The sequence below is a fragment of the Leptobacterium meishanense genome (genome assembly GCF_037645805.1).
Lineage (GTDB): Bacteria > Bacteroidota > Bacteroidia > Flavobacteriales > Flavobacteriaceae > Leptobacterium_A > Leptobacterium_A meishanense.
This window is the reverse complement of record NZ_JBBEXE010000002.1, coordinates 249373-274384: the sequence shown is the minus strand read 5'-3', so window position 1 is coordinate 274384 and position 25012 is coordinate 249373. Positions and strand designations below refer to the sequence as shown.

Here is a 25012-nt window from a genome sequence, read left to right as displayed (position 1 = left end):
GTATATTTTTGTATTTTGCTCCAAAATATAATTATGGATACGCCTTTCTTTTCCAATGACACTATTGTGTTCGGGTTACTTATGCTCGCTTTAGGGTTCATTTTTTATACAGCCTCTATAAAAACAGGCTTTTGGGTAAAATTTTACAAAATAGTACCGGTACTTTTAATGTGTTATCTGGTACCTGCTATTTTTAATTCGCTTGGCCTGATTTCTGACCAACTTTCTAAAACCTATTATATTGCCAGTAGGTATTTGTTACCAGCTGCTTTGGTACTGATGACCTTGAGCATGGATTTAAAGGCAATTTTTAATCTTGGCCCTAAAGCACTCATCATGTTTTTTACAGGGACAATCGGTATTATCATAGGAGGGCCTGTAGCTATATTGCTTGTTTCCTTAGTATCCCCTGAAACTGTAGGCGGAGCTGATTTTGATGCTATCTGGCGAGGTTTGGCAACCATTGCCGGAAGTTGGATTGGTGGTGGGGCCAATCAGGCAGCTATGCTGGAAATTTTTCAATACAATCCTGAAAAATATGGGGGGATGGTCCTTGTCGATATCGTAGTTGCTAATATTTGGATGGCCATCATTCTTCTTGGGATTGGAAAAAATAAAAAAATTGACGCCTGGCTAAAAGCAGACAACTCTGCCATTGAAGAATTAAAAGAAAAAGTAGCTGCATTTACTGAGAAAATATCGCGTAACCCCTCACTCACAGACCTTATGATTATTTTATCATTAGCATTTACGTCGGTAGGTATCGCGCATTGGGGTGCTGATGGAATTTCTACTTTCCTCTCCAATACTTTTGAAGCTGTCAGTGACAAAAAAAGTGCCTTATCATCATTTGGTTCTCAGTTCTTCTGGATGATTACCATTGCTACACTTATAGGTATCATCTTATCATATACTAAAGCTAAAAACTATGAGGGCGCGGGTGCCGGAAAGGTAGGGAGTGTCTTTATCTATATTCTGGTAGCTACCATTGGTATGAAAATGGATTTAGGTCTTATTTTTGAAAACCCGGGGCTTATCGCTATCGGATTGGTATGGATGACTATCCACGCTGTATTGATGATCGTGGTTGCCAAGGTTATTAAGGCCCCTTATTTCTTTCTAGCTGTTGGGAGCCAGGCAAATGTAGGTGGTGCCGCATCTGCTCCTGTTGTAGCAGCTGCCTTTCATCCTTCATTGACTACTGTAGGGGTTCTTTTAGCTGTTTTTGGATATGCTATTGGTACTTATGGTGCCATGTTTTGTGCCTACTTAATGGAAATTGCATCAAAAGTTTAATTTTTAGATAGAAATCTGCATATTTGCGCTGTTCAATATATATACTATGAAAAAAAGTTTCATTCTTGTCCTGTTAATTATTGGTACAATAGTTTCTTGTACTAAGAAAGAAGACACAATGATCGTCACCGGTCATATAAAGGGGTTAAAAAAGGGCACATTGTACCTTCAACGTGTGGTAGACACCTTATTGGTCAGTATAGATTCTTTATCTGTGGATGGGAACAGCAACTTTCTTTTTGAGACACCATTAGAAAGTCCGGAAGTTTTTTATTTGTACTTGGAGAAGAATGACGGAAATGCATTGAATGACCGGATTGAGTTTTTTGGAGAAACCGGTACTATCAATATTGAAACGTCCTTGGAGTTCTTTGAATTGAATGCAAAAATTACTGGATCGGAAACCCATAAAAAACTGGAAGAGTACCGGAATATGATCTCTAAATTTAGAAACCGGAACTTAGAGCTCATAAAAGATCGCTTTGAAGCACTAAAAGATGGTGATTCTTTTAAGGCAGATTCATTACAGCGCATTGCCGATAACAACTTAAAGAGAGGATATTTATATACGCTAAACTTTGCCTTAAACAACAAAGATTCTTATGTAGCGCCTTTTATTGCATTATCAGAAGCTTTTGATGCACGGGTAAAATATTTGGATACTATAAACAATTCGCTTACTCCTGAAGTTGCCAATTCCAAATATGGAAAAGCGTTAAAAACATTCATTGAAAATATAAAACTGGACAAATAAGGTTATACTTTCTATAACTATAATGTCTTTTCACCACAAAAACACGATCTATTTACCCCAAAAATAACTTATACGACATATTCATAACATTACCTTTAATTAATTTGACCTGTTAATTAAATATAAAAAGTCATGAGTGCTCATTATTTTTTTAAAAGATCGTTACTAATATTTTTATCTATTCCATTAATCATTGGGTGCAAAAAAACAAAAGTGATTTTCCTGAAAGTGTCAGCTTGGAAGGAATATATGTATATGATGATATAGATAATTTTCTAACAGCTTATCATTTACTTAAACCTGATTCAGATACAATAGCTGTTCTTAAAAAAAATTATTTTGACAAAGCTACAATAGGGCTTACAGAGTTTGTACAGAAATTTGATTTAACCCCTGAAAAATTAACCAAATCAATTCAGAAGCACCCTATGTATTATCAATCGTTAGTAAATATAAAAGAACGATTAGTCAATCAGGAAGCTAATAATAATGCGATGTATTCAAAACTTCAGGATCTTTATTCCATAGATAGCTTACCTAAGATATATTATATGATAGGAGGAATTCGAGCTGGAGGAAATGGTGGTGATGGTTATTATACACTCGTAGGAGCTGAAATATTTGCTAAAAAAGACAATACTGATATGTCAGAATTCAGTAAAGGGGCACGGCTTTTTGATATAAATACCATACCTAACATTGTTGGTCATGAATCTATTCATGTCATTCAAGAATCTATCCATGGTACTGAAAAATACATTTCCATGTATATGAATCCTGAAGAAGGGACTATCTTGGCTTTTTCTATAAGAGAAGGGTTTGCTGATTTTGCAGCACACTTAATTTCTGGCAAACTTATTAATCAAAAAACGTATGCTTATGGTAATGCTCATGAAGAAGAATTATGGAACTTGTATAAAACCCAAATGCACAGTACTGATCTCGGTGACTGGTTTTTTATAAATCCTAAAGACCATCCCGAATGGCCCAAAGATTTAGGATACTGGATGGGGTATAAAATAGCAGAAGCGTATTACAGTAATGCAGATGATAAGAAAAAAGCATTTGCATCCATGATGAATGAGACAGATCCTGTTAAATTTTTAAAGGATAGTAAATATGAGGAAAAGTTCAAATAATAATGCTAACTAAAAGGGGCTTTATTAAGCTCCTTTTTTGCTATTTAGCAATATTAACCGCTCGTGTTTCTCGTATTACAGTAACCTTCACCTGCCCAGGATAAGTCATATCCGTTTGTATTTTTTGTGAAATTTCAAAAGACAATGCTGCGGCCTTCTCATCACTTACTTTTTCACTTTCTACAATAACACGAAGCTCCCTTCCTGCCTGAATAGCATAGGCTTTTTGTACCCCGGTAAAACCAAAAGCAATGTCTTCCATGTCTTTTAGACGTTGAATATACGAATCCAATACTTGTCTTCTTGCCCCGGGACGTGCACCACTTATAGCATCACATACTTGTACTATGGGCGCAAGCAATGTTTTCATTTCAATTTCGTCATGGTGTGCACCTATGGCGTTGCATACTTCTGGTTTTTCTCCATATTTTTCTGCCCACTCCATCCCTAATATAGCATGAGGGGTTTCTGTTTCTGTATCGGGAACTTTTCCAATATCATGTAACAACCCGGCCCGTTTGGCAAGCTTTGGGTTTAAGCCTAGTTCTGCTGCCATAATAGCACAAAGCTTTGCTACTTCACGGGAATGCTGAAGTAAGTTTTGCCCATATGAAGACCGGTATTTCATTCTCCCCACAGTTCGTATCAGTTCCGGGTGCAGTCCATGAATCCCTAAGTCAATCACAGTACGTTTACCTACTTCTACAATTTCTTCTTCTATCTGCTTGGTAGTCTTTTTTACTATTTCTTCAATCCTGGCAGGGTGAATTCGCCCATCAGTTACCAGCTTGTGCAAAGACAATCTTGCCACTTCCCTTCGAACCGAATCGAAACAAGAGAGAATAATAGCTTCAGGGGTGTCATCTACAATTATTTCTACACCTGTAGCAGCTTCCAAAGCTCTAATGTTCCTCCCCTCTCTTCCAATGATCCTTCCTTTAACATCATCTGATTCTATATTGAAAACAGAAATACAATTCTCGACAGCTTCTTCAGTGCCTATCCTTTGGATTGTATTTATAATTACTTTTTTAGCTTCTTGCTGCGCAGTCATCTTTGCTTCCTCAAGTGTATTCTGAATATATGCCATCGCATCGCTTTTAGCGTTCTGCTTTAAAGATTCTATTAATTGTTCTTTGGCATCTTCCGCAGAAAGCCCTGAAATAACTTCTAGTTGTTCCACCTGGCTTTTATGCAGTTTTTCCAATTCAGCTTTTTTCTTGTCCAGATAGTTCATCCGATGTTCATAATCTTTTGTTTTCCCCTCAAGTTCTTGATTTAATTTTTTATTTTTTGTGAGCTCTTCTGTTACCTGTGATTCCTTATCGCGAGTCCGTTTCTCTGCTTCCGCTATTTTTTTATCTTTAGCAATAATTACCTTTTCGTGTTCTGACTTAAGCTCTAAGAACTTTTCTTTAGCTTGAAATATTTTGTCTTTTTTTATACTTTCTGCTTCTATATTTGCATCTTTCACAATAGATGCCGCCTCTTTCTTGGCATTTGCTATCGCTTTTGATGCATTTCCTTTTTCCAGAAATTTAGCAATTATAAACCCTATAAGCAATCCTGTTGCTCCTGTAATAATTATTAATGTGGTTGTATCCATTTGTGTTTTGTTTATATAAAAAAAGCCTACATTGGGCTGAGTTTTGTACAAACTCCTAAAGACAAGTTTAGGGCTACCAAGCTGATCAAGGATCCGTGACAAAGACGGCATGCTTTTACAACTTAAACTCACCCTTTTTAATTGAATAGCGTTGAGTTTGTCAAAAAAATTAAACCAATGTAGGCAGTAACTTTATGTTATTTAAAAGAACTTATGTGTTTAACCTTGTTTGTATAAGTTGATCGAGTGCCGCTAAACGGTTTTCTACTTCAACAAACGTGGTCTCTTTATCAATACTTTTCTGTTCAACCTGAGAAGCGAATTGCAATGCACACATGGCCAATACATCTTGTTTGTCCCTTACTGCATAATTTTCTTCAAATTGCTTTATCAGTGCTTCTATTTTTTTAGCTGCTTTTCGCAATCCTTCTTCTTGGCTTGGCTTTATAGTTAGCGGATATACCCTATCAGCTATTGATATTTTAATTTTGAGTGTATCCTCCATTATTTTCTGAACATCATTCGGAAAGTTGAGCTATGCAGTAGTCAATCTCCCGAATTAACGTATTTATCTTGAGTTTAGCCTCAGTTTTCGTTTCATTACTGCCAAGCATTGAATTTGCAAGCTTAAGCGCATTGTGTTTTTCTTCCCACTCTGCTATTGTCTTCTCTTGATTGGTTATGGTTCTCTGCGAGATGGCCAGTTCTTCCGTTAGTTTAAGGTTTGTTTTTTCTAAAACTTCAAGTTTATGAAGCAATTTACTAACCTTATTTTCAAGTGAGTCAACTACTTGAGTGATGTCGCTCATATAGCGTAAAATTCAATACTTATATACACAAAGGTAACATACCTCTTGATACTTCGCAATTATTTTGCGACAAAAATCATTCTTCATAAAAAGAATTTCTCCAGTTTGTCTTGTTTATTTATTTTAGCAAAAGAATGATAGCATATGCGGTTTTTGGTTGTTTTATGGTTGTTTTTTTACGGTATTTCCTGGTCTCAAGGTAAATATCCTCAAGATTTATTCGATACTCCTTTAGATATCCCAGTATTACTTTCGGGTACATTTGGTGAATTACGCCCAAATCATTTCCATTCAGGCATCGATATTAAAACTCAACAAAGAGAGGGGCTTTCTGTAAAAGCAATAGCGAATGGTTATATTTCCAGGATAAAAGTATCACCATGGGGGTTTGGAAAGGCTGTTTATATTACACATGAAAATGGCACTTATACCTCAGTTTATGCACATCTCCAAAAGTTTTCTCCAGAAATAGAATCCTATATTAAAGCGTTGCAATACAAGAAACAATCATACGAAGTAGAGGTTTATCCTAATCCCGAAGCATTCTCATTAGAAAAAGGGGTTTTAATTGGGTATAGTGGGAATACCGGTGGCAGCCAGGGGCCACATCTGCATTTTGAAATACGGGACGCTGCTCAAAAACCTTTAAACCCGCTTTTGTTTGGAATATCGGTAGATGATTCTACGGTCCCTATTGTATCAGAAGTATATGGTTACACTTTAAATGAGTCAGCTCAAATTAATCAATCCAATAAAAAAGTTTTACTAAACCTTAATAAACAACCTGATGGTTCTTTTCTAGCTGACAAGATTTATGCAGAAGGAAAAATCGGCTTTGGTATAAATACGTATGACCGGCAAGACCTAACTATTAATAAAAATGGTGTTTATGCCATAAAAATGACTGTCAACGGAACAACTTATTTCAGTTATGATTTTGAAACATTTTCTTTTAATGAAACGCGTTATATCAATACACTGATAGATTATTCTCATTATAAAACATATAAAGATAGAGTTCAAAAGTTATTTGCAAACCCTCCCAACCCATTGAGTATTTATGATCAATCTATTGATGATGGGATAATTACTGTTAGTGATGGTTTTATTTATAATGTAGAAATAGAAGTTCTAGATTTTCATGGAAACCAACAATTAATTAAAATTCCGGTAGAAGGCAAAAAACAAACCATTGTAGAAAAAGAAAATATATTAATTACTGACCATTTTTTAAGAGCAGCTATTGATAATAGTTATGATTTGGATAAAGCTTCCGTATTTTTCCCTGCGAATACTTTTTATGAAAATTTCTATATCAATATTCATCATACCGATAGTATTCTAACAATCCACGACCCTACTGTGCCGGCACATAAAAATTTTACGGTCACTTTTGATATTTCCGACTATCTTGACGAGGAAAAGCAGCAATTGTTTATTGCAAGATTAGATGAAGAAGAGGGGCTTGTATATGAAGGGAATTCCAGAAGAGGCAATACCATCAGTGCCAAAACCCGAAATTTAGGACAGTTTATAGTTACAAAAGACACTATACCGCCCGTTGTCCTTGCTGAAAACTTTAAAAAAAATCAATGGCTAAACAATTACCGTTACCTGACATTAACTATTGAGGATGAGCAAAGTGGGATTAATGACTATACAGCAACTATTGATGATAAATGGGTTTTAATGGAATATGAACCAAAGAACAATACATTAACCTATGATTTTAATGATGCTGAATTAAAAGGCAACAAACATCTTTTAAAGGTTGTTGTTGTGGATAATGTTGGAAATAGTACTACATTTAACCATACTTTTTTTAAAAAGGATTAAACGCTATTAATTTTGACTTTTAAAAAATTTATTCCTCTAATTTTTCTTGGCCTTATCTTCCAAATGGCATTTTCACAATCTGCCACTATACGAGGGGTCATTTTAGATGAAGGAAATGCCCCGTTACCAAATGTAAGTGTTTCATTTGAAAACAAAGGGACCGTATCCAATGAAAATGGGTTTTACAGTCTTGTTGTACCTGCTGAAAAAACTGTTAAAATCTCATTTACCCACCTTTCCCACAAAGATGTAACCTTGACAGTTACCTTGAAAAATGGAGAAGATTATGAATTTAACCCTATACTCAAGGTCGATGTTTCACAAATAGCTGAAGTTACTATCAGTGCAAATGGAAAAAAGACAGTACAAGGAATAACTAATATTTCTCCTGAAGAAATACGATTAATCCCGGGGGCTAATCCAGGAGTAGAAAACATACTAAAGTCTTTGCCGGGGGTTAATTCAAATAATGAGCTTAGTACCCAATATAGTGTCAGGGGTGGTAATTATGATGAGAATTTAGTTTATGTGAATGAAATAGAAATCTATCGTCCCTTTCTAATTCGGTCCGGACAGCAGGAAGGTTTTAGTTTTGTTAATACAGATTTGGTTCAAAATGTAGACTTTTCGGCTGGTGGGTTTCAAGCAAAGTACGGGGATAAGCTCTCATCAGTATTAGACATTACTTATAAAGTTCCTGTAGTTTTTGGCGCGAGCATTGACCTAAGCCTACTTGGAGGAAGTGCTTCTGTACAAACTATTTCTCCAAACGGCAAACTATCTACAATAACAGGTCTCCGATACAGGGATAATAGCCTCTTGGTAAACAGTAAGCAAACAAATGCTAACTTTAACCCTGCTTTTGGTGATATTCAAACTTATATTACATATAAATTCTCTAGTAAGTTCCATCTAAATTTTCTAGGCAATTTTTCTATTAATGATTATAACTTTCAACCTCTAACAAGACAAACTAACTTTGGTACTATTGATGAGCCTAAGGCTTTATTTGTTTTTTATGAAGGACAAGAAAAGGATCAATATCTTACTACAGTTGGCGCCTTCAAAGCTAATTACTTCCTGAACGATTATCTGTCATTTAAACTTATAGGCTCTGCTTTTCATACCATCGAAGAAGAACATTTTGATATCCTGGCACAGTATAACATAGGGACAGTAAACACGAATATTGGTGATGAAAATTTAGGGGATATCGAATTTACGGAGGGTATTGGCTCACAGTTTAAACATGCCCGAAATGATTTAGATGCGCTGATTTTTAATTTACAGCATAAAGGTAGCTATCGAAAAAACGAACAGCTTATTGAATGGGGCATAAAATATACCCATGAAGATATAAGAGACCGCCTAAGAGAATTTGAGGTCATTGATTCTGCAGGGTTCTCTATTCGCCCTCCATTTTCGGAATTTGATAATAACCAACCTTATGAGCCTTTTGATGCGCCTATTGAATCATTCCAAAGCATCCGTGCAACAAACTTTGTTAAAACAGATCGGTTTTCAGGTTTTATACAATGGAGTAAACGTTCATTCTGGAAAGAAAATGAAGTTTGGTTGAATTTGGGTGTAAGAGCGCAAAACTGGACAATACGTGGGCAAAATATCAATAAAAACTCTCAAACTGTAATTAGTCCGAGAGGCCAATTTGCTATTAAGCCTGATTGGGAAACAGATATGGTTTTTAGAATATCGGGAGGAGTTTATCATCAACCGCCTTTTTATAGAGAACTAAGGGATGCTACAGGTACTGTCCGCCCCAATGTAAAGGCACAACAATCTATACATTTTGTTGTTGGGAATGATTTTAGCTTTAGTTTATGGAACAGGCCTTTTAAACTTGTATCAGAAGCCTATTACAAAACCTTATCAGATGTAAACCCATATACTTTAGAAAATGTTCGTATACGATATCGTGCAAGAAATAATGCAGAAGCATATGCTTATGGATTGGATCTTCGACTTAACGGTGAATTCGTGCCAGGAACAGAGTCATGGGTAAGCATAGGAGTCATGAAAACAGAAGAAAACATTAATGACAGAGGATATATTGCCCGCCCTACCGACCAACGCTTAAAGTTTGCCATACTTTTTCAGGACTATGTACCGAGAATACCTGACCTTAAAATGTACCTTAATCTGGTCTACAACACAGGCTTAATTGCGGGGTCTCCGGGGTTTTCAGATCCGTATGATTTTCAAAATAGGTTGCGCGATTACCGAAGGGCTGATCTAGGAATTTCATATGTACTCACAGATACGCAAAAACAGTACGGCAAAGGGCATTGGCTTCACAAATTCAAAGATTTGAATATCGGCTTTGAAATATTTAATCTTTTTGACAGTAGAAACTCAATAACCAGTACCTTTGTAAGAGATGTTTCTTCAGGAAGGCAATTTGGTATTCCTGATTTCTCAACAGAAAGGGTATTTAATGTTAAAATAGGCATGCGCTTTTAAAATGAAAAAGAAAATAGGGTATCTCTTTTTATTTATAGCTTTTAAAGTTCTAGGACAAAAAACAATTTATGAAAACGTACATTTTGAGGAGCTGAGCAAACCTCATGAAACATTAGCTATTATGCCATTTCTAGCCACATTACAGCTAGATGATGAATATGAGGTAAGCGAAGATGAACTTCAAGATTTAGAAAGAAAAGAAGGTTATGCTGTGCAAAATGCCTTGGAAAATTACTTCCTGCAGCGAAAAAATAAAAAAAAGCTTTCTGTTACATTTCAAGATATTAAAAACACAAATGCTATACTGGCTAAAAATGGTATTTCTATTGACAATATTGACATTCACACCACGCAAGAATTATGCGATATTTTAAAAGTGGATGGGATTATAAGTGGTAACTTAACACTTAGTGCACTTATCTCGAAAGGAGTTCCTGAAATTGATTTCATATCACTTATCATGGGGAAATCCGATTATGGGCGCATCGGTATTAAAATAAGTGATGGGGCTACCGGAAAATTATTGTGGAAATATGAAAAGACTATTAGCCGAAAATCTGGTAAAGATACAGATGAGATTATTGAATCTATGATGAAAAATGCCGCCAGAAAATTCCCTTATGATAAGGAACGTAAAAAGAAAAGGGATTAATCTTTAGAAAAATCTTCTAATATCTTCACCACATAATCTATTTCATCTTTTGTATTAAACTTAGAAAAAGAGAAGCGTAATGAAGGTCTTTTTAATTCATCTTGCGGCAAAATAGCCCTTAGTACATGAGACCCTTCATTTGCACCTGATTGACAAGCACTTCCCGTAGAACAGGCAATCCCATTAATATCTAAATGAAATAATAATATCTGTGCTTTATCTTCACCTATCGGTAAACAAACGTTTACCAATGTGTACGTACTCTTCATTTCATCAGCGCAGTTACCATTAAATTTGGCTTCAGGGAACACTTTTTTAATTTTATCAATGAAGTAATGCTTTAACCCCTTTACATAAGTGCGCTCTTCATCTAAACTTTTATATGCTAAAAGGAAAGCTTCTTCTAAACCTACAATATTATGGCACGATTCCGTTCCCGCTCTAAAACCACGTTCCTGTCCCCCACCAAAAATGAACGGCTTTAACGCTGAATCCTTTCGTATATAAGCAAACCCAATACCTTTTGGGCCATGGAACTTATGTGCCGCAGCTGTTAAAAAATCTACTTTTGTTGACTGAACATCCCATTCCCAATGCCCAATAGATTGAACGGTATCAGAATGAAACAAGGCATCGTGTTCCTTACAAAGTTCGGCAACTGTATCAATATCAATCATATTGCCAATCTCATTGTTTACATGCATTAAGCTCACCAGTTTCTTGCTGTCATCTCCTTTCAATAAGCCTTCAAGAGACATAATACTAGGTGTACCACATGTTTCCAAATCGACATACTTGACTTCAATACCATATTCTTTCTGGAGCTGTTCAACTGTATGTAATACTGCATGATGTTCTATGGTAGAAGTAATAATTGTTTCCACACCAAGATCCCTAACTGCACTTCGCAATATCATATTGTCTGCCTCTGTCCCTCCTGAAGTAAATATAATTTCTGAAGGTTTCGCATTTATCTGACCTGCAATCGTTTTACGGGCCTTTTCAATTAGCGTCTTGGAAGAACGTCCAAAACTATGTGTTGAAGACGGGTTACCATAGAAATCCTTCAACGATTCTTGCATTTTAGCAATCACCTCGTCTCTCAATTGCGTAGTAGCTGCGTTATCAAAGTATACCTTTTTCATCGGTGCCAAAAATAATGCAAATAAAATTATATTTATAATATTCACTATAAATCTCTATTATATATTACTTTTGTCTCAATGAAAACAATGGTTTTGAAAAAAATACTGTTCTCCGTTTTAAGCATGCTCTTCATCTGGAGTTGTGATGATGGTGACCTGCAAATAGATTCTATTGATTTTGACAATGTAACAGTACAATCATGCCCAGACAGCACTACGTTGTTTTTTAAAATTAATGCTGACCAAGCACTTATTTTAGAACTGCCGGATGGCCTAGTTAAAAATCAGGCAACAGTTCCTGAAGGAGTAATACGGGGCATCCCCAATGTGGTACAATTGTCTTATAGGATCTTCTCTGAAAATGTAACACAGGATTACTTTTGTGAAGACATCCCCCCTGTAACACCTATTGTAGAAACAGAAATACAAGCAACCGGCGGCACTTTAAGACTTGTAACCATTGCAGTGACTGAAAATGATGTTACCACATATGAACATACCCTGACCATTGAAGATCTTATTTTGGTAAATGATAATGGAGAAAGTATTATTGCCACGAACTTTGAGTTTGGTACGGTAACCACAAACTAAATATTCTGATAAATCCTGACTTTCGTCGCTCCAAAACCATATTTTTTAAAATCGGCATCATAGAATTCTACGTTGTCATAACGCCCAAAAAGTGTTATTAATTCCATTTTTAGAACACCTTCCCCTACCCCATGGATAAAAACAACCTTGGGTATCCGTTTTTTAATGGCAAAATCCAATTGCCGTTTGGCTGTTTCTATTTGTATCGTTAACATATCATGACTGGTCATACCTTTTGTATTGGGAACGAGTTGATGTATATGCAAATCTACTTCCATCGGAGGTAAAGAACGGTGCTTCTTTGGTTTCCCAAAAACCTTTTTCTTTTCTGATTGTTCTTTTAAAGCCACTTGTTCTATAACTTCATGGAATGTAACCTGAAGCGCTTCTATTTGTTCTATTTTAATCACATCGCTCTTAGCAATCTTTAGTTCAAGGCCCTCTTCTGTATCAATCGTTAACTCCTTCCCGTTAATTTCCATTATTTTTCCTCTAATGGCTTCATCAATAACCTCCACGAGGTCACCTATGTGGTACAAATTGCTCATTAATACTATTCGTTTTTTAGATCATCATGGTGATTATCCCTAGGATTGTCTTTTACCCATGCTGTAGTAGTTTTGTACAACCCAAACATTAACAACACAAAGCCTGTTACGGTAAGATATACATAAAAACCTTCTGTTTGTTTATTCCCATAATAAAGCAATACCGATCCTATTACAATAGCTAAAAAATAATATATTTTGTTATTCGTTTTATTGGGCAATGCATCCATTATTAAAATAATTATTTTATATTCGTGCAGTTACAAATGTATGTGAATTGGGCTTAACCATCAATTATATACCACTACTTGCTCATATAGAAGACTATATGCTTCCGTGCCTTAATAAAACACTTTTTGGTATTGAATGCCCGGGATGTGGGTTACAACGATCAGTAGCTTTATTGCTTGACGGAAAGTTTGAAGCGGCTTTTCACATGTATCCTGCGATATACTCTCTTATACTACTTTCTATATTTTTGCTTATTAATATATTTATTACATTCAAATACCAACGGATTATAAAAATTACCCTTATTACAATAAATGTCCTTATTGTAATAATCAGTTATATCATTAAAATGTCTAATCTAACATAAAATTACGTTATGGAAAAACAAAAACTACCAAATTCAACACTCATTTTAGTTTTCGGGATTGTCTCAATTGTTACTTGTTGTTGTTATGGTGTAATAGGCCTTATATTTGGTATTATTGCGCTTGTACTTGGCAATAAAGCTTTGAAATTATATAAAGAGAACCCGGAAGCCTATGAAGGGTTCAACAATGTAAAAACAGGGCGTATCCTGGCCATTATAGGTATCGTATTAAATGTTATCTATTTAGGTTATGTTATATTTATGTTCTCAACTATAGGATATAGTGGGATTATGGAACAATATCAGAATGCATTTGATCAATTTAATTAAATAATTTTATTAACTAACTCAACTTTATACATATGGAAACGAAACCACAAAGACCGGCTAACTATTTAGTATTAGCTATTATATCAACTGTCTTATGCTGTATGCCTGCAGGGGTTGTCAGTATTGTGTATGCATCAAAAGTAAACTCTGCCTATGCAGAAGGTGATTATGATAGTGCCGAGAAAGCCTCTAGAAATGCCAAAACATGGGCATTTGTATCTATTGGTGTAGCTTTATTGTTCTGGATAATCTATATTGCTATTTTCGGTTTTGCCTTTATAGGTGCTGCAATGGGCGATGTATAAGAAACAGCTTCTATACATACTATTAGGGGTGGCTGCTATAGTAGTGCTGCCCCTTTATTATTATTTTAACCCAAGTAGCTATGATTTTTTTCCTAAATGCCCTATCTATAGCGTAACGGGCTTTCATTGCCCGGGATGTGGTAGCCAGCGTGCTTTATACGATTTTGCGCATGGGAATATTTTAGAGGGAATTAGCCATAACCTGCTTATCCTTATTTTTGGAATCGTACTCCTTTACAATATGGTGATAAACATCATAGGCATTGTGAAAGGAAAAGAGACCGAAAGCTTGTTACACCACCCCAGAACACCCATGGTTATCTTTTGGTGCATCCTTGCTTTTTGGGTTTTCCGGAATGTAGCCCTATTCCCTTTCAATATGCTTGCACCTTAAAAACTTTATTATATCGCTTCAGTTTGAGCGTTTCCCTACTGAGAAGGCTTTTTCTGTTTATCTTTCAAACCTTTTCAAGGTGTCGGTAATAATCGACACGCAATCTAACAGCTCTTCTCTTGTCATTACCAACGGTGGTGCAAACCGGATAATATTTCCGTGGGTTGGTTTTGCCAATAACCCATTTTCTTTTAATGCAACACAAATATCCCAAGCTGTGCTGCTATCCGGGCTATCATTAATCACAATTGCATTTAAGAGCCCTCGTCCCCTAACAAGTTTTACAATTTTAGAGCTTTCAATGTACTTGTTCATTTCACTTCTGAACAGCTCCCCCAGTTCCCGTGCATTTTGTGCCAGTTGCTCTTCTTCAACTACTTCCAATGCAGCGATGGCCACTGCCGCCGCTACCGGATTACCTCCAAAAGTACTGCCGTGTTGCCCCGGCTTTATAACCCCCATTACCGCGTCATCTGCTAAAACAGCACTTACCGGATAGGCACCTCCACTGAGTGCCTTTCCCAAGATTAATATGTCCGGGCGTTGATAGGACGGTTGTTGTTCACAATGACCTTCACATGTGCAGTTTCCACAAACAGCCAATAGTGACCCTGTACGCGCAATTCCTGTCTGGATTTCATCTGCCATAAACAACACATTATACTCGTTACAAAGCTTTTTTGCCTGGGCAATATAGTCCTCTGAAGGAGTATATACGCCTGCTTCCCCTTGAATGGGCTCAACCAAAAAACCTGCTATATTCTTATGTGTTTTCAATACTTTTTCCAACGCTGCTACATCATCATAGGGGATTTTTATAAACCCAGGCGTGTAAGGGCCAAAGTTCCGTTGCGCACCTTCATCGTTAGAAAATGAGATAATAGTCGTTGTGCGCCCATGAAAATTATTCTCGCACACTACAATTTGTGCTTCCTGCTCTACAATCCCTTTACATTCATAAGCCCATTTTCTACATAGCTTAATGGCTGTTTCCACTGCCTCAGCCCCTGTGTTCATCGGCAATACCTTGTCAAACTTAAAATAATTGGTGATGTATTGCTCATATTTCCCTAGCATATCATTGTAAAATGCCCGGGAAGTAAGGGTTAATTCTTGTGCTTGCCGGGTCATCGCACCCACAATTTTAGGATGGCAGTGCCCTTGGTTTACGGCAGAATAGGCCGATAAAAAATCATAATACTTTTTTCCTTCTACATCCCAAACATACACGCCTTCTCCTTTACTTAATACTACCGGAAGCGGGTGGTAATTATGGGCCCCGTATTTATCCTCTAATGCGATAGCTTTTTGTGAACTTATTTTTTCTAAAACTGCCATAATAGAACTACTTTAATGTTGAAACATCCTTTATTCCTTCTTCTTCGGTTTTTTGGCGAAAGGAGAGAAATCATCCATCGAAGTGTGTGCAAATTACTAAATATCCTGTTATTTTTTGAGGTAATTGTCATTAAAATCTTCTTGATTCCCCTATTTTTGCGCATGCCTAGAAAAAAAGAAAAACCTTTCTTTGAGAGCATCGAAATCATAGATGCCGGTGCTAAAGGAAAAAGTGTTGCCAAAGCTCCTGACGGACGGGTGATCTTTTTGAATAATGCTGTACCGGGAGATGTGGTGGATATTCAGGTTACTAAAAAAAGAAGAGGGTACTTTGAAGGGAAAGCAGTAGCATTTCATCAACTGTCTGATAAACGGACCGACCCTGTTTGTGAACATTTTGGCGTATGTGGTGGTTGTAAATGGCAGTATATGGACTACCAACACCAATTGTATTACAAACAAAAAGAGGTAGCTAATAATTTGATCCGGTTGGGAAAAATTAAAATCCCTGAAATAATGCCTATTATCGGTTCAAAAAAGACCTACTTCTACAGGAATAAAATGGAGTTTTCATTTTCTGATAACCGTTGGCTCACACCCGAAGAAATCAAAACCTCTTTAGAAATTAACAACCGGAATGCCTTAGGTTTTCATATTCCGGGAGCTTGGGATAAAATACTGGATGTTCGCAAATGCCACCTCCAAGAAGACCCTTCAAATGCAATTCGATTAGCCATTAAACAATTTGCAGTTGACAACAATTTGTCTTTTTATAATGTACGGAAACAAGCTGGACTTTTAAGAACGTTGATGATACGAACAGCTTCTACCGGAGAGCTTATGGTACTTATCCAGTTTTATGAAAATGCTAAAAAGGAAAGAGAACTACTGTTGGATTATTTGGTGAAAAGTTTTCCGGAAATAACTTCACTTCAATACGTCATCAACCAAAAACCCAACGATACTATTTATGACCAAGAAGTGATTTGCTATGCCGGTCGTGATCATATTTTCGAAGAAATGGAAGGGCTGCGGTTCAAAATAAATGCAAAATCATTTTACCAAACTAATTCGGAACAAGCCTATGAACTCTATAAAGTTGCCCGGGATTTTGCTGGTTTAACCGGAAAAGAATTGGTATATGATCTCTACACCGGTACAGGGACCATTGCACAATTTGTAGCAAAGAATGCTAAAAAGGTAATTGGTGTAGAAGCTGTTCCCGAAGCCATTGAAGATGCAAAGGTCAATGCCCAATTAAACCAAATAGAGAATACAACATTCTTCGTTGGAGACATGAAAAGCGTCTTTAATGATTTGTTCATTGAAGAAAACGGCACTCCGGATATTATTATTACAGACCCTCCCAGAGATGGGATGCATAAAGAGGTGGTCAAACAGTTATTAAAAATTGCCCCTCATAAAATTGTGTATGTGAGCTGCAATAGTGCTACTCAAGCCCGGGATTTAGCCATCATGAATGAACACTATAAAGTAACCAAAGTACAACCGGTTGATATGTTTCCGCAAACACACCATGTAGAAAATGTTGTACTTTTGGAACGAAGATTATAAACATGAAAAACGATATTACAAAAATCATTTACACGATTTCGCTGCTCTGGATTATTTTGGGTTGCGAACGGGATGATATTTGCCCGGGAGAAGTGCCGGATACCCCGCAACTTATTATCCGTTTTTATGACAATGCCAATCCCGAGGAAGTAAAAAGTGTTACTTCACTCCGCGTTTTAGCAGCGGGTGTAGATGTGCCGGTTCCAAATGCGGATAGGGTAACGACCGATTCAATAGCACTTCCATTGCGTTCTTTTGAAAATGAAACTGCTTTTACATTTATTCTCAATTCTGAGGACGATGCTAATGGTGCGGAAATAGGAAATAGTGACCGTATCGCTTTTAACTATACAACAAAAGAAGTCTTTATTTCCAGAGCTTGTGGTTTTGTTGCTAATTATGAAAACCTTACCTCTGATCTAACTACAGATACAAACAACTGGATACAGTCTGTTGAAATTATTAATGATACCATAGCGAATGAAAATACAGCCCATGTTAAAATATTTCATTAGTATTAGTATGCTTTTCGTTTTCCTGAATATGTACAGTCAGGAAGAAACTCCCAAAGACAGTATTTTGTACAAACAAAAGTATGGGCTTAGGTTAGGGGTTGATCTTAGCAAACCTATACGGGCAGGTTTTGATGAGGATTATAAAGGGTTGGAATTGGTCGGGGATTACCGTATTACCAAACGGTTTTTTGTTGCTGGAGAGATCGGGAGAGAAGAAAAAACAACGGATGAAGACCTTTTTAATTTCACTACCAAAGGGACTTATATAAAGGCCGGTTTTGATTATAATGCTTATGAAAATTGGTATGGTATGCAAAATTCTATTCATATAGGGTTGCGCTATGCCATCAGTTCTTTTTCACAAACACTCAATAGCTTTAATATTAATAACAGGGACCATTTTTTTAACGAAGGGGACTTAATAGGTGATAACCCTGACCTTTTACGAGAGTTTGACGGGTTAAACGCACAATGGATAGAAGCCGTTTTTGGGATTAAAGCAGAGCTTTTTAATAATTTATATCTTGGGGCAAGCATCCGGTTGAATTATTTAGTGAATGATAAAGCCCCTGAGTTTTTTCCAAATCTCTGGATTCCGGGGTTTAATAAGAAGAATGATTCCAGCCGATTTGGTATTGGTTATAATTATACGTTAACATACTTTATCCCACTATACAAAAAGAAATAACTAACTCTTAAAAATTAGCTGTGAAGTTAAAACATAAAGCATTGGCATTCAATTTTCTTGGATTTGCTATCTTATTTATCATTGCACGATTGCTTCTGGGATATTTTCTTCCCATAAACCGCATATTTTTAGCCGTAACCTCCGCTATTATTGCTAATATTCTGGCGCCTAAGTTTGGTGTTGTCAACACAGAGGGAAGAGAAAAAATGTTGATGAAATGGATTTTTATAAAAAACATGAAGGAAATAAAATAATCTGTTAGTTATCACTCATATATTTTCCTTTCTTACTTCCTTCATAAATTTCATACTTCACTAATTTAGATTCCAAGGAGCCGTTAAAAAGCCTTATTTTTCTGGAGGGGCGTAACCCAACATATTTTAATGCTTCCATATTGGAAGTAATAAACCACGCATCCGTTTCCGGATACCCTTGTTTAAGGGTGTCTCCAATCGACTTATAAAATTGTTCCATTTCAATGCTCAATCGTTTTCCGTAAGGGGGGTTAAAAACCATGTGCAATTTACCGGATACATCTTTCTTGGTTGCGAAGAAGTTTTTCTGCTCAACAGTCATATAATCACTCAGGTTTGCTGCTTTTATATTTTCTTTTGCTTTCCATACCGCTGACGGAGCTTTGTCATATCCTGTGATTTTGTGATGAAACTCTCGTGTTTTGTTCAAAGAACTTTCCATGATCTTTTCAAACAAATCACTATCAAAATCACGCCACTTTTCAAAAGCAAACTCTTTTCGGTTAATATTGCATGGAATATTGCAGGCAATCATGGCAGCTTCTACCAGTAATGTGCCACTCCCGCACATCGGATCTATGAAATCACATTGTCCGTCCCATCCAGTTAAAAGAAGCATACCTGCGGCCAACACTTCATTGATAGGGGCTATGTTCGTGTCTGTCCGATAGCCTCGTTGATGGAGCGAAGCCCCTGAACTATCTAATGAGACAGTACATAAATCTTTTTGTATATGAATGTGGATTTGAATATCGGGATGCTTCACATCAACATTAGGCCGTTTTCCTGTGTTGTCCCTAAACTTGTCTACAATGGCATCTTTAGCTTTTAAGGCTACATATTTAGAATGTTTGAACTGCTCCGAGTGAACTGTAGTAGCAATAGCAAATGTAGTATCAACATCCATATAATCATTCCAGTGCATTTTATAGATCCGGCTATAAAATTCATGTTCATTTCGCACTTTAAAGTTATGGATGGGTTTTAAAATTTTTAAAGCTGTCCGAAGGCATATATTGGCTTTGTACATGAACCCCTTATCGCCTTCAAAAGATACACTTCTAATGCCTTTTTCTACATTAATGGCTCCCAGTTTATTCAATTCACCAACCAAAACATCCTCTAACCCAAACAATGTTTTGGCTACCATTTTATAGTTATTTGCCATCTGATTCGCTTATAAAAAGGCAAAAATACGTTAATTTAGCCCCTTTCATACAAAAGCATGCAAAAAGCACAAAAAAACTGGTATTCTGACTGGTTCAACACAAAGTTCTACCATATCCTTTATCAGGATAGAGATCATAAAGAAGCACAGCTTTTTATGGATAATCTTACCTACTATTTAAACCTTCCTGAAGGTGCTTCAATTTTGGACTTAGCGTGTGGAAAGGGGCGGCATGCAATTTATTTGAATTCACTAGGATATGATGTAACCGGAACCGATATCTCTGAGAACAGCATCACCTATGCCAAGCAATTTGAAAATGAGCAGTTACATTTTGAGGTGCACGATATGTCAAAGGCATACCATAAAAAATTTGATGCTGTTTTCAACTTGTTTACCAGTTTTGGGTATTTTGAGGATGAAAATGATAATTTAAATACCTTAAAAGCTATAAAATCTAATTTGAACGAAACCGGATTTGCCGTTATCGATTTCATGAATACTTCGTATATTTTGGATAATTTGGTGCCTGAAGAGATAAAAAAAATAAAAGGGATCGATTTTCATATAAAAAGATACGCAGACGCCACTCATATCTTTAAAGAGATCCATTTTAAATTTGAAAGTAAAGATTACCACTATACAGAATGTGTAAGAGCCCTTAAATTAGAGGATTTTGAAAGCTATTTTGAAATAGCAAATATTGATCTTTTGGATATTTTTGGAGATTATAAGCTTCAAAGGTTTGACCTAAAGAATTCAGAACGGTTAATCATGATTTTTAAATAATGGAAAATTACCTGTTCCCCATAGCCGCTGTTTTTGTTGGTTACTTTTTTGTATTAATACTTACACCCAAACAACGCACTATAAAACTATTGCTTGCTTTTAGTGGAGCTTTCCTTTTGTCCATTACTATTTTTCACTTGCTACCGGATGTGTATTACCAAGAAAATTCACAACATATTGGGTTGTTCATCATGATTGGGATCTTGCTCCAAATATTTTTGGAATTTTTCTCTAAAGGTGTGGAGCATGGACATGTCCATATTCACAAAGGGCAGCGTAATTTTCCACTAATCGTATTTATCAGTTTATGTATCCATGCTGTTATAGAAGGAGCTCCCATCAATGAGCACCCTACATTGCTCTATGGCATCATCATCCATAAAATCCCCATTGCTATTATCTTAAGTACATTTTGTCTCAACCTTAAAATGAACACGCTTCATACTTCTTTACTACTAATTTTATTTGCTGTCATGACCCCATTGGGAAGTCTTCTCGCTAACATTCAGGGGTTAAAAATGTACAGTGGCTATTTGTCAGCCCTGGTTATTGGGATCTTTCTCCATATTGCTACTACAATACTTTTTGAAAGTTCGGAAGGACATAAATTCAATATTAATAAACTGGCAGCTATTCTATTAGGTATCATTACCGCTTACCTATTATAACAATATTTTTGAGAATGGGTGCAAAAAAACCATAGAGGCATTCTGAAAAATTTTGTTCAATTTTCAATAAATTATTCCGGATAATACCAAAAAGGGACTTTGACTATGGTCCTATGGTACACACTATCCCGAAAATGATCTTTTCGCAATACTTCCAAAAGATGTTTTCCTTTAGATACACCTTCCATATCCAAGAAAGTCTCAAAACCTTTCTGTTTTTTCTTGTTTTGAGTGATCACAAACTCAGGCTTAAAACGTATCGTGTCTATTTTTAAAATATACATATCTTCTATGGTTTTCAGATATGTTCCCAATAGTTTCCTTCGGGTTCGGTCATCTATGGTCCCTGATGAAAAAATGGTAGAATAAATCCCCTTTTTATCTTCTTCAGGTTTTAGTTCCTCATTAAAAAAGAAAACATCTTCTTCTATGGATTTTCCATATTCTATGAAGACATTCAAATACCTGTTATTAATTATTTTAGAAGGAATAGATACCCTATCAACATATTTGGTACTCTCATCTATTAAATCGTCATAATTACTTGCATTAGCCGTATAAATTGAAGAGCGTTCTTCCTCATTTATATAATTTGAAGTACTGTAACTAGTACCTGCCAATAAACCAATTATGGTATATAATGGTATGATAAGTATACTTAGACGACGTCCAAATTTAGTATCCAGAAAATTATAAACCATAGGCCTATACAAAAAAGAAAGGGTAAGGTATTTAAACACCCAATATACCGGGTAATAAAAAAAGGTTGTCCATTTTTTCTTTTTCAGCCATCCTTGTGTTATAAAATCAATAAACGTAATGACACTTCCTATAGCAATAAAAACAAGTAGTGGTACTCCTATCCATGATCGGTAATTGAAATCTTGCCCATTCCCATCGCCCAGCCATTCAGCTATTAGCACAAAGGCAGATATGATGACTATCAATCCTAATAAATAAAAAATCAATAAAAAGGTAATTGCAAAAATAATGCTACAATATTTTTCAAGTGTTGCTACATAATTGTCAAAAGACCCTATTCTTTTTTTTAGATGTCTAGTAAATTTAGAACTGTAATTTAATTGTTCATAATCAATATCGCCAGACACATATCGCAGCCCTATAGCCCCTATCCAAAGCCCTCTCAAGATCACATGCGCTATAAGATTAGCCGTAACTATGTACCAAGACATAAACAATCCTTGCCAAAAAAACACTGCATACACACTGCCTGCCATACCAACTTCAAGCGATTTTACTTGAATAGGCTCTTTAGCCATAAACAATCCGTAAATGGCAAAACCGGAAATAATGAGTTCTAGTTGCCAACTCTCTTGCTGTAAAATATCAAGCCATTTCTTAAACTTCTGGCCCTGAGCATCACTGTCCATTATAAAAAAATTGGTGTCTAACAAATATACCTTAATTTTTACATTCATAAATAGTCCCATGAAAATAGTATTCCTGTTGTTTGCGTGATGACAACCTATTATCTTTGCGACGTTATAACATCAGTATACAAGCATGATAAAAATTACTTTGCCGGACGGCAGTATTAAGGAGTTTGAAAAATACATAACCCCATTTGAGGTTGCCAAGAGTATTAGCGAAGGCCTTGCAAGAAATGTTATCTCTGCCAACTTTAATGATACAAAAGTAGAGATAAGTTCCCCCTTAATTGAAGATGGTTCCCTTACGCTTTATACATGGAATGACGATGCCGGCAAAGAAGCCTTCTGGCACTCCTCTTCACATATCTTAGCACAAGCTTTGGAAGAAATGTATCCAGGTATAAAACTCACCATTGGCCCTGCTATTGAACATGGATTCTACTATGACGTTGATTTTGGTGAACATACCATCTCTGAAAAAGATTTTCCTGAAATAGAGAAAAAAATGTTGGAGATTGCCAGAGGTAAATACGATTATAAAATGCGCTCCGTAAGCAAAGCAGATGCATTGGATTTTTACAAAAAGCAAGACAATGAATATAAAGTAGAGCTCATTGAAAATCTTGAAGATGGCACCATTACATTTTGCGACCACGCTACTTTTACTGATCTCTGTAGAGGTGGGCATATTCCAAATACAGGCATCATCAAAGCCGTTAAACTATTAAGTGTTGCAGGGGCGTATTGGAGAGGTAACGAAAACAATACACAATTGACCAGGGTTTATGGTATTTCCTTTCCAAAACAAAAAGAGTTAACAGAATATCTGAACCTACTTGAGGAAGCAAAAAAACGTGACCACAGAAAGCTAGGAAAAGAACTAGAACTATTCACTTTTTCTAAAAAAGTGGGGCAAGGATTGCCTTTATGGTTACCTAAGGGAGCTGCATTGCGTGAGCGATTGGAACAATTTTTAAAAAATGCCCAGAAAAAAGCAGGCTATGAACAAGTAGTATCTCCTCATATAGGACAAAAAGAGTTATACGTTACTTCCGGGCATTATGCCAAGTATGGAGAAGACAGTTTTCAACCTATAAAAACACCTCATGAAAATGAGGAGTTTCTTTTAAAACCTATGAACTGCCCACACCACTGCGAAATATACAATTCCCGTCCATGGAGCTATAAAGAACTTCCAAAAAGGTATGCTGAATTTGGCACTGTTTACAGATATGAGCAAAGTGGCGAATTACACGGGCTTACAAGAGTTCGGGGATTTACCCAAGACGACGCCCATATCTTCTGTACTCCTGACCAATTGGATGAGGAATTTAAAAATGTGATTGATTTAGTACTCCACGTTTTTGGGTCATTAGGGTTTGAGGATTTTGTGACCCAAGTATCACTACGCGATCCTGATAATCCTGATAAATATATTGGAAGTGACGAAAATTGGAGAAAAGCAGAGAATGCTATCATTAATGCTACAAAAGAAAAAGGATTGAATTATGTTATTGAAACCGGAGAAGCAGCTTTTTATGGCCCTAAACTTGATTTTATGGTAAAAGACGCACTCGGAAGAAAATGGCAACTAGGTACTATTCAGGTTGATTACAATTTGCCTGAACGATTTGACCTTTCGTATAAAGGCAATGACAATGAGCTACATCGCCCGGTAATGATCCATAGAGCACCCTTTGGAAGTATGGAACGTTTTGTAGCTATCTTATTGGAGCATACCAGTGGAAATTTCCCTTTATGGCTCACACCCGATCAAGCCATCATACTCTCTGTCAGTGAGAAATATGAAAAATATGCTGAAAAAGTTTTAAATTTACTGGAAAATCACGAAATTCGCGGCCTCGTTGACAATAGAAACGAAACCGTAGGGAAAAAAATCCGAGAGGCTGAATTAAAGAAAATACCTTACATGATTATTGTTGGAGAAAATGAAGCTGAAAATGATACAATAGCTATAAGAAAGCATGGAGGTGAAGATTTGGGCACTATTTCTGTTGAAGAATTTGCAGCAATTGTTAATGATGAAATAAAAAAAACAAGTAAGTCTTTTAAAAATTAATGTTTAACGCTGTGTAAGCAGCATAAAAATAAGTAAACCATAGCAATAAGAAGAAGTAATTATCG

Annotated in this window: 27 protein-coding genes and 1 other RNA gene; 18 read left to right on the top strand and 10 right to left on the bottom strand. The window is 36.2% G+C overall.

Annotated features, from left to right (window positions below; all coding sequences use genetic code 11):
• Positions 1-33: 33 nt before the first annotated feature.
• The 3 genes from WBG21_RS03415 to WBG21_RS03405 all read left to right on the top strand — a co-directional run bounded on the left by WBG21_RS03415 (position 34) and on the right by WBG21_RS03405 (position 3189).
• Positions 34-1296: a DUF819 family protein gene (locus WBG21_RS03415; protein WP_413789391.1), complete on the top strand. Its 1263-nt coding sequence runs from the start codon at positions 34-36 to the stop codon at positions 1294-1296.
• A 46-nt stretch (positions 1297-1342) separates the two neighbouring features.
• Entirely contained in the window at positions 1343-2050 is a 708-nt protein-coding gene (locus tag WBG21_RS03410; RefSeq protein WP_340074822.1) for a DUF4369 domain-containing protein, read from the top strand.
• Positions 2051-2247: 197 nt separating this feature from the next.
• Positions 2248-3189 (top strand): gliding motility protein GldB-related protein, encoded by a 942-nt coding sequence (locus WBG21_RS03405; protein WP_340074821.1) that lies wholly within the window; start codon positions 2248-2250, stop codon positions 3187-3189.
• Between the two features lie 40 nt (positions 3190-3229).
• On the opposite strand, the gene rny is transcribed toward WBG21_RS03405, so the two are convergent.
• The 4 genes from rny to WBG21_RS03385 form a co-directional block, all read right to left on the bottom strand.
• On the bottom strand, positions 3230-4795 hold the full coding sequence (rny, locus tag WBG21_RS03400; protein ID WP_340074819.1) for a ribonuclease Y: 1566 nt from the start codon (positions 4793-4795) through the stop codon (positions 3230-3232).
• A gap of 49 nt (positions 4796-4844) precedes the next feature.
• Positions 4845-4952: non-coding RNA, 6S RNA (ssrS, locus tag WBG21_RS03395), on the bottom strand.
• A gap of 54 nt (positions 4953-5006) precedes the next feature.
• Positions 5007-5300: a cell division protein ZapA gene (locus tag WBG21_RS03390; RefSeq protein WP_340074817.1), complete on the bottom strand. Its 294-nt coding sequence runs from the start codon at positions 5298-5300 to the stop codon at positions 5007-5009.
• A gap of 13 nt (positions 5301-5313) precedes the next feature.
• Entirely contained in the window at positions 5314-5604 is a 291-nt protein-coding gene (locus tag WBG21_RS03385) for a hypothetical protein (RefSeq protein ID WP_340074815.1), read from the bottom strand.
• A 144-nt stretch (positions 5605-5748) separates the two neighbouring features.
• On the opposite strand from WBG21_RS03385, the gene WBG21_RS03380 reads away from it, so the two are divergent.
• The 3 genes from WBG21_RS03380 to WBG21_RS03370 all read left to right on the top strand — a co-directional run bounded on the left by WBG21_RS03380 (position 5749) and on the right by WBG21_RS03370 (position 10570).
• A complete protein-coding gene (locus tag WBG21_RS03380) occupies positions 5749-7440 on the top strand; it encodes a M23 family metallopeptidase (RefSeq protein WP_340074813.1) in 1692 nt (563 codons plus the stop codon).
• A 63-nt stretch (positions 7441-7503) separates the two neighbouring features.
• The gene (locus tag WBG21_RS03375) at positions 7504-9918 is read left to right on the top strand and encodes a TonB-dependent receptor (RefSeq protein ID WP_340074811.1); all 2415 of its coding nucleotides are present in this window, start codon (positions 7504-7506) and stop codon (positions 9916-9918) included.
• Between the two features lies 1 nt (position 9919).
• Positions 9920-10570, top strand: a complete 651-nt coding sequence (locus WBG21_RS03370; RefSeq protein ID WP_340074809.1) for a hypothetical protein — start codon at positions 9920-9922, stop codon at positions 10568-10570.
• Here WBG21_RS03370 and WBG21_RS03365 read toward each other — a convergent pair.
• A complete protein-coding gene (locus WBG21_RS03365) occupies positions 10567-11715 on the bottom strand; it encodes a cysteine desulfurase family protein (RefSeq protein ID WP_340074807.1) in 1149 nt (382 codons plus the stop codon). The two genes, WBG21_RS03370 and WBG21_RS03365, sit on opposite strands and share 4 nt — an antisense overlap.
• 78 nt (positions 11716-11793) lie before the next feature.
• On the opposite strand from WBG21_RS03365, the gene WBG21_RS03360 reads away from it, so the two are divergent.
• Positions 11794-12306, top strand: a complete 513-nt coding sequence (locus WBG21_RS03360; RefSeq protein ID WP_340074805.1) for a hypothetical protein — start codon at positions 11794-11796, stop codon at positions 12304-12306.
• On the opposite strand, the gene WBG21_RS03355 is transcribed toward WBG21_RS03360, so the two are convergent.
• Entirely contained in the window at positions 12303-12854 is a 552-nt protein-coding gene (locus WBG21_RS03355; protein ID WP_340074803.1) for a Smr/MutS family protein, read from the bottom strand. The genes WBG21_RS03360 and WBG21_RS03355 overlap by 4 nt on opposite strands.
• Positions 12855-12859: 5 nt before the next feature.
• Positions 12860-13084, bottom strand: a complete 225-nt coding sequence (locus tag WBG21_RS03350) for a hypothetical protein (RefSeq protein WP_340074801.1) — start codon at positions 13082-13084, stop codon at positions 12860-12862.
• A gap of 98 nt (positions 13085-13182) precedes the next feature.
• Here WBG21_RS03350 and WBG21_RS03345 point away from each other — a divergent pair, with 98 nt between their 5' ends.
• Genes WBG21_RS03345 through WBG21_RS03330 form a run of 4 tightly spaced genes read left to right on the top strand, consistent with a single transcriptional unit; the run spans position 13183 to position 14481 of the window.
• Complete coding sequence (locus tag WBG21_RS03345) at positions 13183-13452, top strand: DUF2752 domain-containing protein (RefSeq protein ID WP_340075109.1); 270 nt, start codon at positions 13183-13185, stop codon at positions 13450-13452.
• Between the two features lie 9 nt (positions 13453-13461).
• Positions 13462-13782, top strand: coding sequence for a CCC motif membrane protein (locus WBG21_RS03340; RefSeq protein WP_340074799.1), 321 nt, complete (start codon positions 13462-13464; stop codon positions 13780-13782).
• A gap of 32 nt (positions 13783-13814) precedes the next feature.
• Complete coding sequence (locus WBG21_RS03335) at positions 13815-14087, top strand: CD225/dispanin family protein (protein ID WP_340074797.1); 273 nt, start codon at positions 13815-13817, stop codon at positions 14085-14087.
• Complete coding sequence (locus WBG21_RS03330) at positions 14080-14481, top strand: DUF2752 domain-containing protein (protein WP_340074795.1); 402 nt, start codon at positions 14080-14082, stop codon at positions 14479-14481. Before WBG21_RS03335 ends, WBG21_RS03330 begins: the two co-directional genes overlap by 8 nt.
• Positions 14482-14538: 57 nt before the next feature.
• Here the strand turns inward: WBG21_RS03330 and rocD are convergent, their stop codons facing one another.
• Complete coding sequence (gene rocD / locus WBG21_RS03325) at positions 14539-15819, bottom strand: ornithine--oxo-acid transaminase (protein WP_340074793.1); 1281 nt, start codon at positions 15817-15819, stop codon at positions 14539-14541.
• A 162-nt stretch (positions 15820-15981) separates the two neighbouring features.
• Here rocD and rlmD point away from each other — a divergent pair, with 162 nt between their 5' ends.
• The 4 genes from rlmD to WBG21_RS03305 are packed head-to-tail and all read left to right on the top strand — an operon-like array spanning position 15982 to position 18851.
• Positions 15982-17394: a 23S rRNA (uracil(1939)-C(5))-methyltransferase RlmD gene (gene rlmD / locus WBG21_RS03320; protein ID WP_340074791.1), complete on the top strand. Its 1413-nt coding sequence runs from the start codon at positions 15982-15984 to the stop codon at positions 17392-17394.
• Between the two features lie 2 nt (positions 17395-17396).
• The gene (locus tag WBG21_RS03315) at positions 17397-17909 is read left to right on the top strand and encodes a DUF6452 family protein (protein WP_340074789.1); all 513 of its coding nucleotides are present in this window, start codon (positions 17397-17399) and stop codon (positions 17907-17909) included.
• A gap of 7 nt (positions 17910-17916) precedes the next feature.
• A complete protein-coding gene (locus tag WBG21_RS03310) occupies positions 17917-18597 on the top strand; it encodes a DUF6048 family protein (protein ID WP_340074787.1) in 681 nt (226 codons plus the stop codon).
• 20 nt (positions 18598-18617) lie between these two features.
• Entirely contained in the window at positions 18618-18851 is a 234-nt protein-coding gene (locus tag WBG21_RS03305) for a hypothetical protein (RefSeq protein WP_340074785.1), read from the top strand.
• A 4-nt stretch (positions 18852-18855) separates the two neighbouring features.
• On the opposite strand, the gene WBG21_RS03300 is transcribed toward WBG21_RS03305, so the two are convergent.
• On the bottom strand, positions 18856-20019 hold the full coding sequence (locus WBG21_RS03300; protein ID WP_340074783.1) for a THUMP domain-containing class I SAM-dependent RNA methyltransferase: 1164 nt from the start codon (positions 20017-20019) through the stop codon (positions 18856-18858).
• A 57-nt stretch (positions 20020-20076) separates the two neighbouring features.
• Between WBG21_RS03300 and WBG21_RS03295 the strand changes: the two genes are divergently transcribed.
• Both WBG21_RS03295 and WBG21_RS03290 read left to right on the top strand, forming a co-directional pair.
• The gene (locus WBG21_RS03295) at positions 20077-20808 is read left to right on the top strand and encodes a class I SAM-dependent methyltransferase (RefSeq protein ID WP_340074781.1); all 732 of its coding nucleotides are present in this window, start codon (positions 20077-20079) and stop codon (positions 20806-20808) included.
• Complete coding sequence (locus tag WBG21_RS03290) at positions 20808-21476, top strand: ZIP family metal transporter (RefSeq protein ID WP_340074779.1); 669 nt, start codon at positions 20808-20810, stop codon at positions 21474-21476. The genes WBG21_RS03295 and WBG21_RS03290 overlap by 1 nt, the downstream gene beginning before the upstream one ends.
• Before the next feature lie 71 nt (positions 21477-21547).
• Here the strand turns inward: WBG21_RS03290 and WBG21_RS03285 are convergent, their stop codons facing one another.
• Positions 21548-22927, bottom strand: a complete 1380-nt coding sequence (locus WBG21_RS03285) for a hypothetical protein (RefSeq protein WP_340074777.1) — start codon at positions 22925-22927, stop codon at positions 21548-21550.
• Positions 22928-23000: 73 nt separating this feature from the next.
• On the opposite strand from WBG21_RS03285, the gene thrS reads away from it, so the two are divergent.
• Complete coding sequence (gene thrS / locus WBG21_RS03280) at positions 23001-24947, top strand: threonine--tRNA ligase (protein WP_340074775.1); 1947 nt, start codon at positions 23001-23003, stop codon at positions 24945-24947.
• Positions 24948-25012: the final 65 nt, after the last annotated feature.

Bases quoted from the DNA above. Each gene is read 5' to 3' on its own strand.
- WBG21_RS03370 (WP_340074809.1), top strand. From the start codon at position 9,920: ATGAAAAAGAAAATAGGGTATCTCTTTTTATTTATAGCTTTTAAAGTT.
- WBG21_RS03365 (WP_340074807.1), bottom strand. From the start codon at position 11,715: ATGAAAAAGGTATACTTTGATAACGCAGCTACTACGCAATTGAGAGAC.
- WBG21_RS03295 (WP_340074781.1), top strand. From the start codon at position 20,077: ATGCAAAAAGCACAAAAAAACTGGTATTCTGACTGGTTCAACACAAAG.
- WBG21_RS03330 (WP_340074795.1), top strand. From the start codon at position 14,080: ATGTATAAGAAACAGCTTCTATACATACTATTAGGGGTGGCTGCTATA.
- WBG21_RS03285 (WP_340074777.1), bottom strand. From the start codon at position 22,927: ATGGGACTATTTATGAATGTAAAAATTAAGGTATATTTGTTAGACACC.
- WBG21_RS03310 (WP_340074787.1), top strand. From the start codon at position 17,917: ATGCTTTTCGTTTTCCTGAATATGTACAGTCAGGAAGAAACTCCCAAA.
- WBG21_RS03335 (WP_340074797.1), top strand. From the start codon at position 13,815: ATGGAAACGAAACCACAAAGACCGGCTAACTATTTAGTATTAGCTATT.
- WBG21_RS03415 (WP_413789391.1), top strand. From the start codon at position 34: ATGGATACGCCTTTCTTTTCCAATGACACTATTGTGTTCGGGTTACTT.
- WBG21_RS03315 (WP_340074789.1), top strand. From the start codon at position 17,397: ATGAAAAACGATATTACAAAAATCATTTACACGATTTCGCTGCTCTGG.
- WBG21_RS03375 (WP_340074811.1), top strand. From the start codon at position 7,504: ATGGCATTTTCACAATCTGCCACTATACGAGGGGTCATTTTAGATGAA.
- thrS (WP_340074775.1), top strand. From the start codon at position 23,001: ATGATAAAAATTACTTTGCCGGACGGCAGTATTAAGGAGTTTGAAAAA.
- rocD (WP_340074793.1), bottom strand. From the start codon at position 15,819: ATGGCAGTTTTAGAAAAAATAAGTTCACAAAAAGCTATCGCATTAGAG.
- WBG21_RS03380 (WP_340074813.1), top strand. From the start codon at position 5,749: ATGCGGTTTTTGGTTGTTTTATGGTTGTTTTTTTACGGTATTTCCTGG.
- WBG21_RS03410 (WP_340074822.1), top strand. From the start codon at position 1,343: ATGAAAAAAAGTTTCATTCTTGTCCTGTTAATTATTGGTACAATAGTT.
- WBG21_RS03300 (WP_340074783.1), bottom strand. From the start codon at position 20,019: ATGGCAAATAACTATAAAATGGTAGCCAAAACATTGTTTGGGTTAGAG.
- WBG21_RS03360 (WP_340074805.1), top strand. From the start codon at position 11,794: ATGAAAACAATGGTTTTGAAAAAAATACTGTTCTCCGTTTTAAGCATG.
- WBG21_RS03350 (WP_340074801.1), bottom strand. From the start codon at position 13,084: ATGGATGCATTGCCCAATAAAACGAATAACAAAATATATTATTTTTTA.
- WBG21_RS03290 (WP_340074779.1), top strand. From the start codon at position 20,808: ATGGAAAATTACCTGTTCCCCATAGCCGCTGTTTTTGTTGGTTACTTT.
- WBG21_RS03385 (WP_340074815.1), bottom strand. From the start codon at position 5,604: ATGAGCGACATCACTCAAGTAGTTGACTCACTTGAAAATAAGGTTAGT.
- WBG21_RS03345 (WP_340075109.1), top strand. From the start codon at position 13,183: ATGCTTCCGTGCCTTAATAAAACACTTTTTGGTATTGAATGCCCGGGA.
- WBG21_RS03390 (WP_340074817.1), bottom strand. From the start codon at position 5,300: ATGGAGGATACACTCAAAATTAAAATATCAATAGCTGATAGGGTATAT.
- rny (WP_340074819.1), bottom strand. From the start codon at position 4,795: ATGGATACAACCACATTAATAATTATTACAGGAGCAACAGGATTGCTT.
- WBG21_RS03355 (WP_340074803.1), bottom strand. From the start codon at position 12,854: ATGAGCAATTTGTACCACATAGGTGACCTCGTGGAGGTTATTGATGAA.
- rlmD (WP_340074791.1), top strand. From the start codon at position 15,982: ATGCCTAGAAAAAAAGAAAAACCTTTCTTTGAGAGCATCGAAATCATA.
- WBG21_RS03340 (WP_340074799.1), top strand. From the start codon at position 13,462: ATGGAAAAACAAAAACTACCAAATTCAACACTCATTTTAGTTTTCGGG.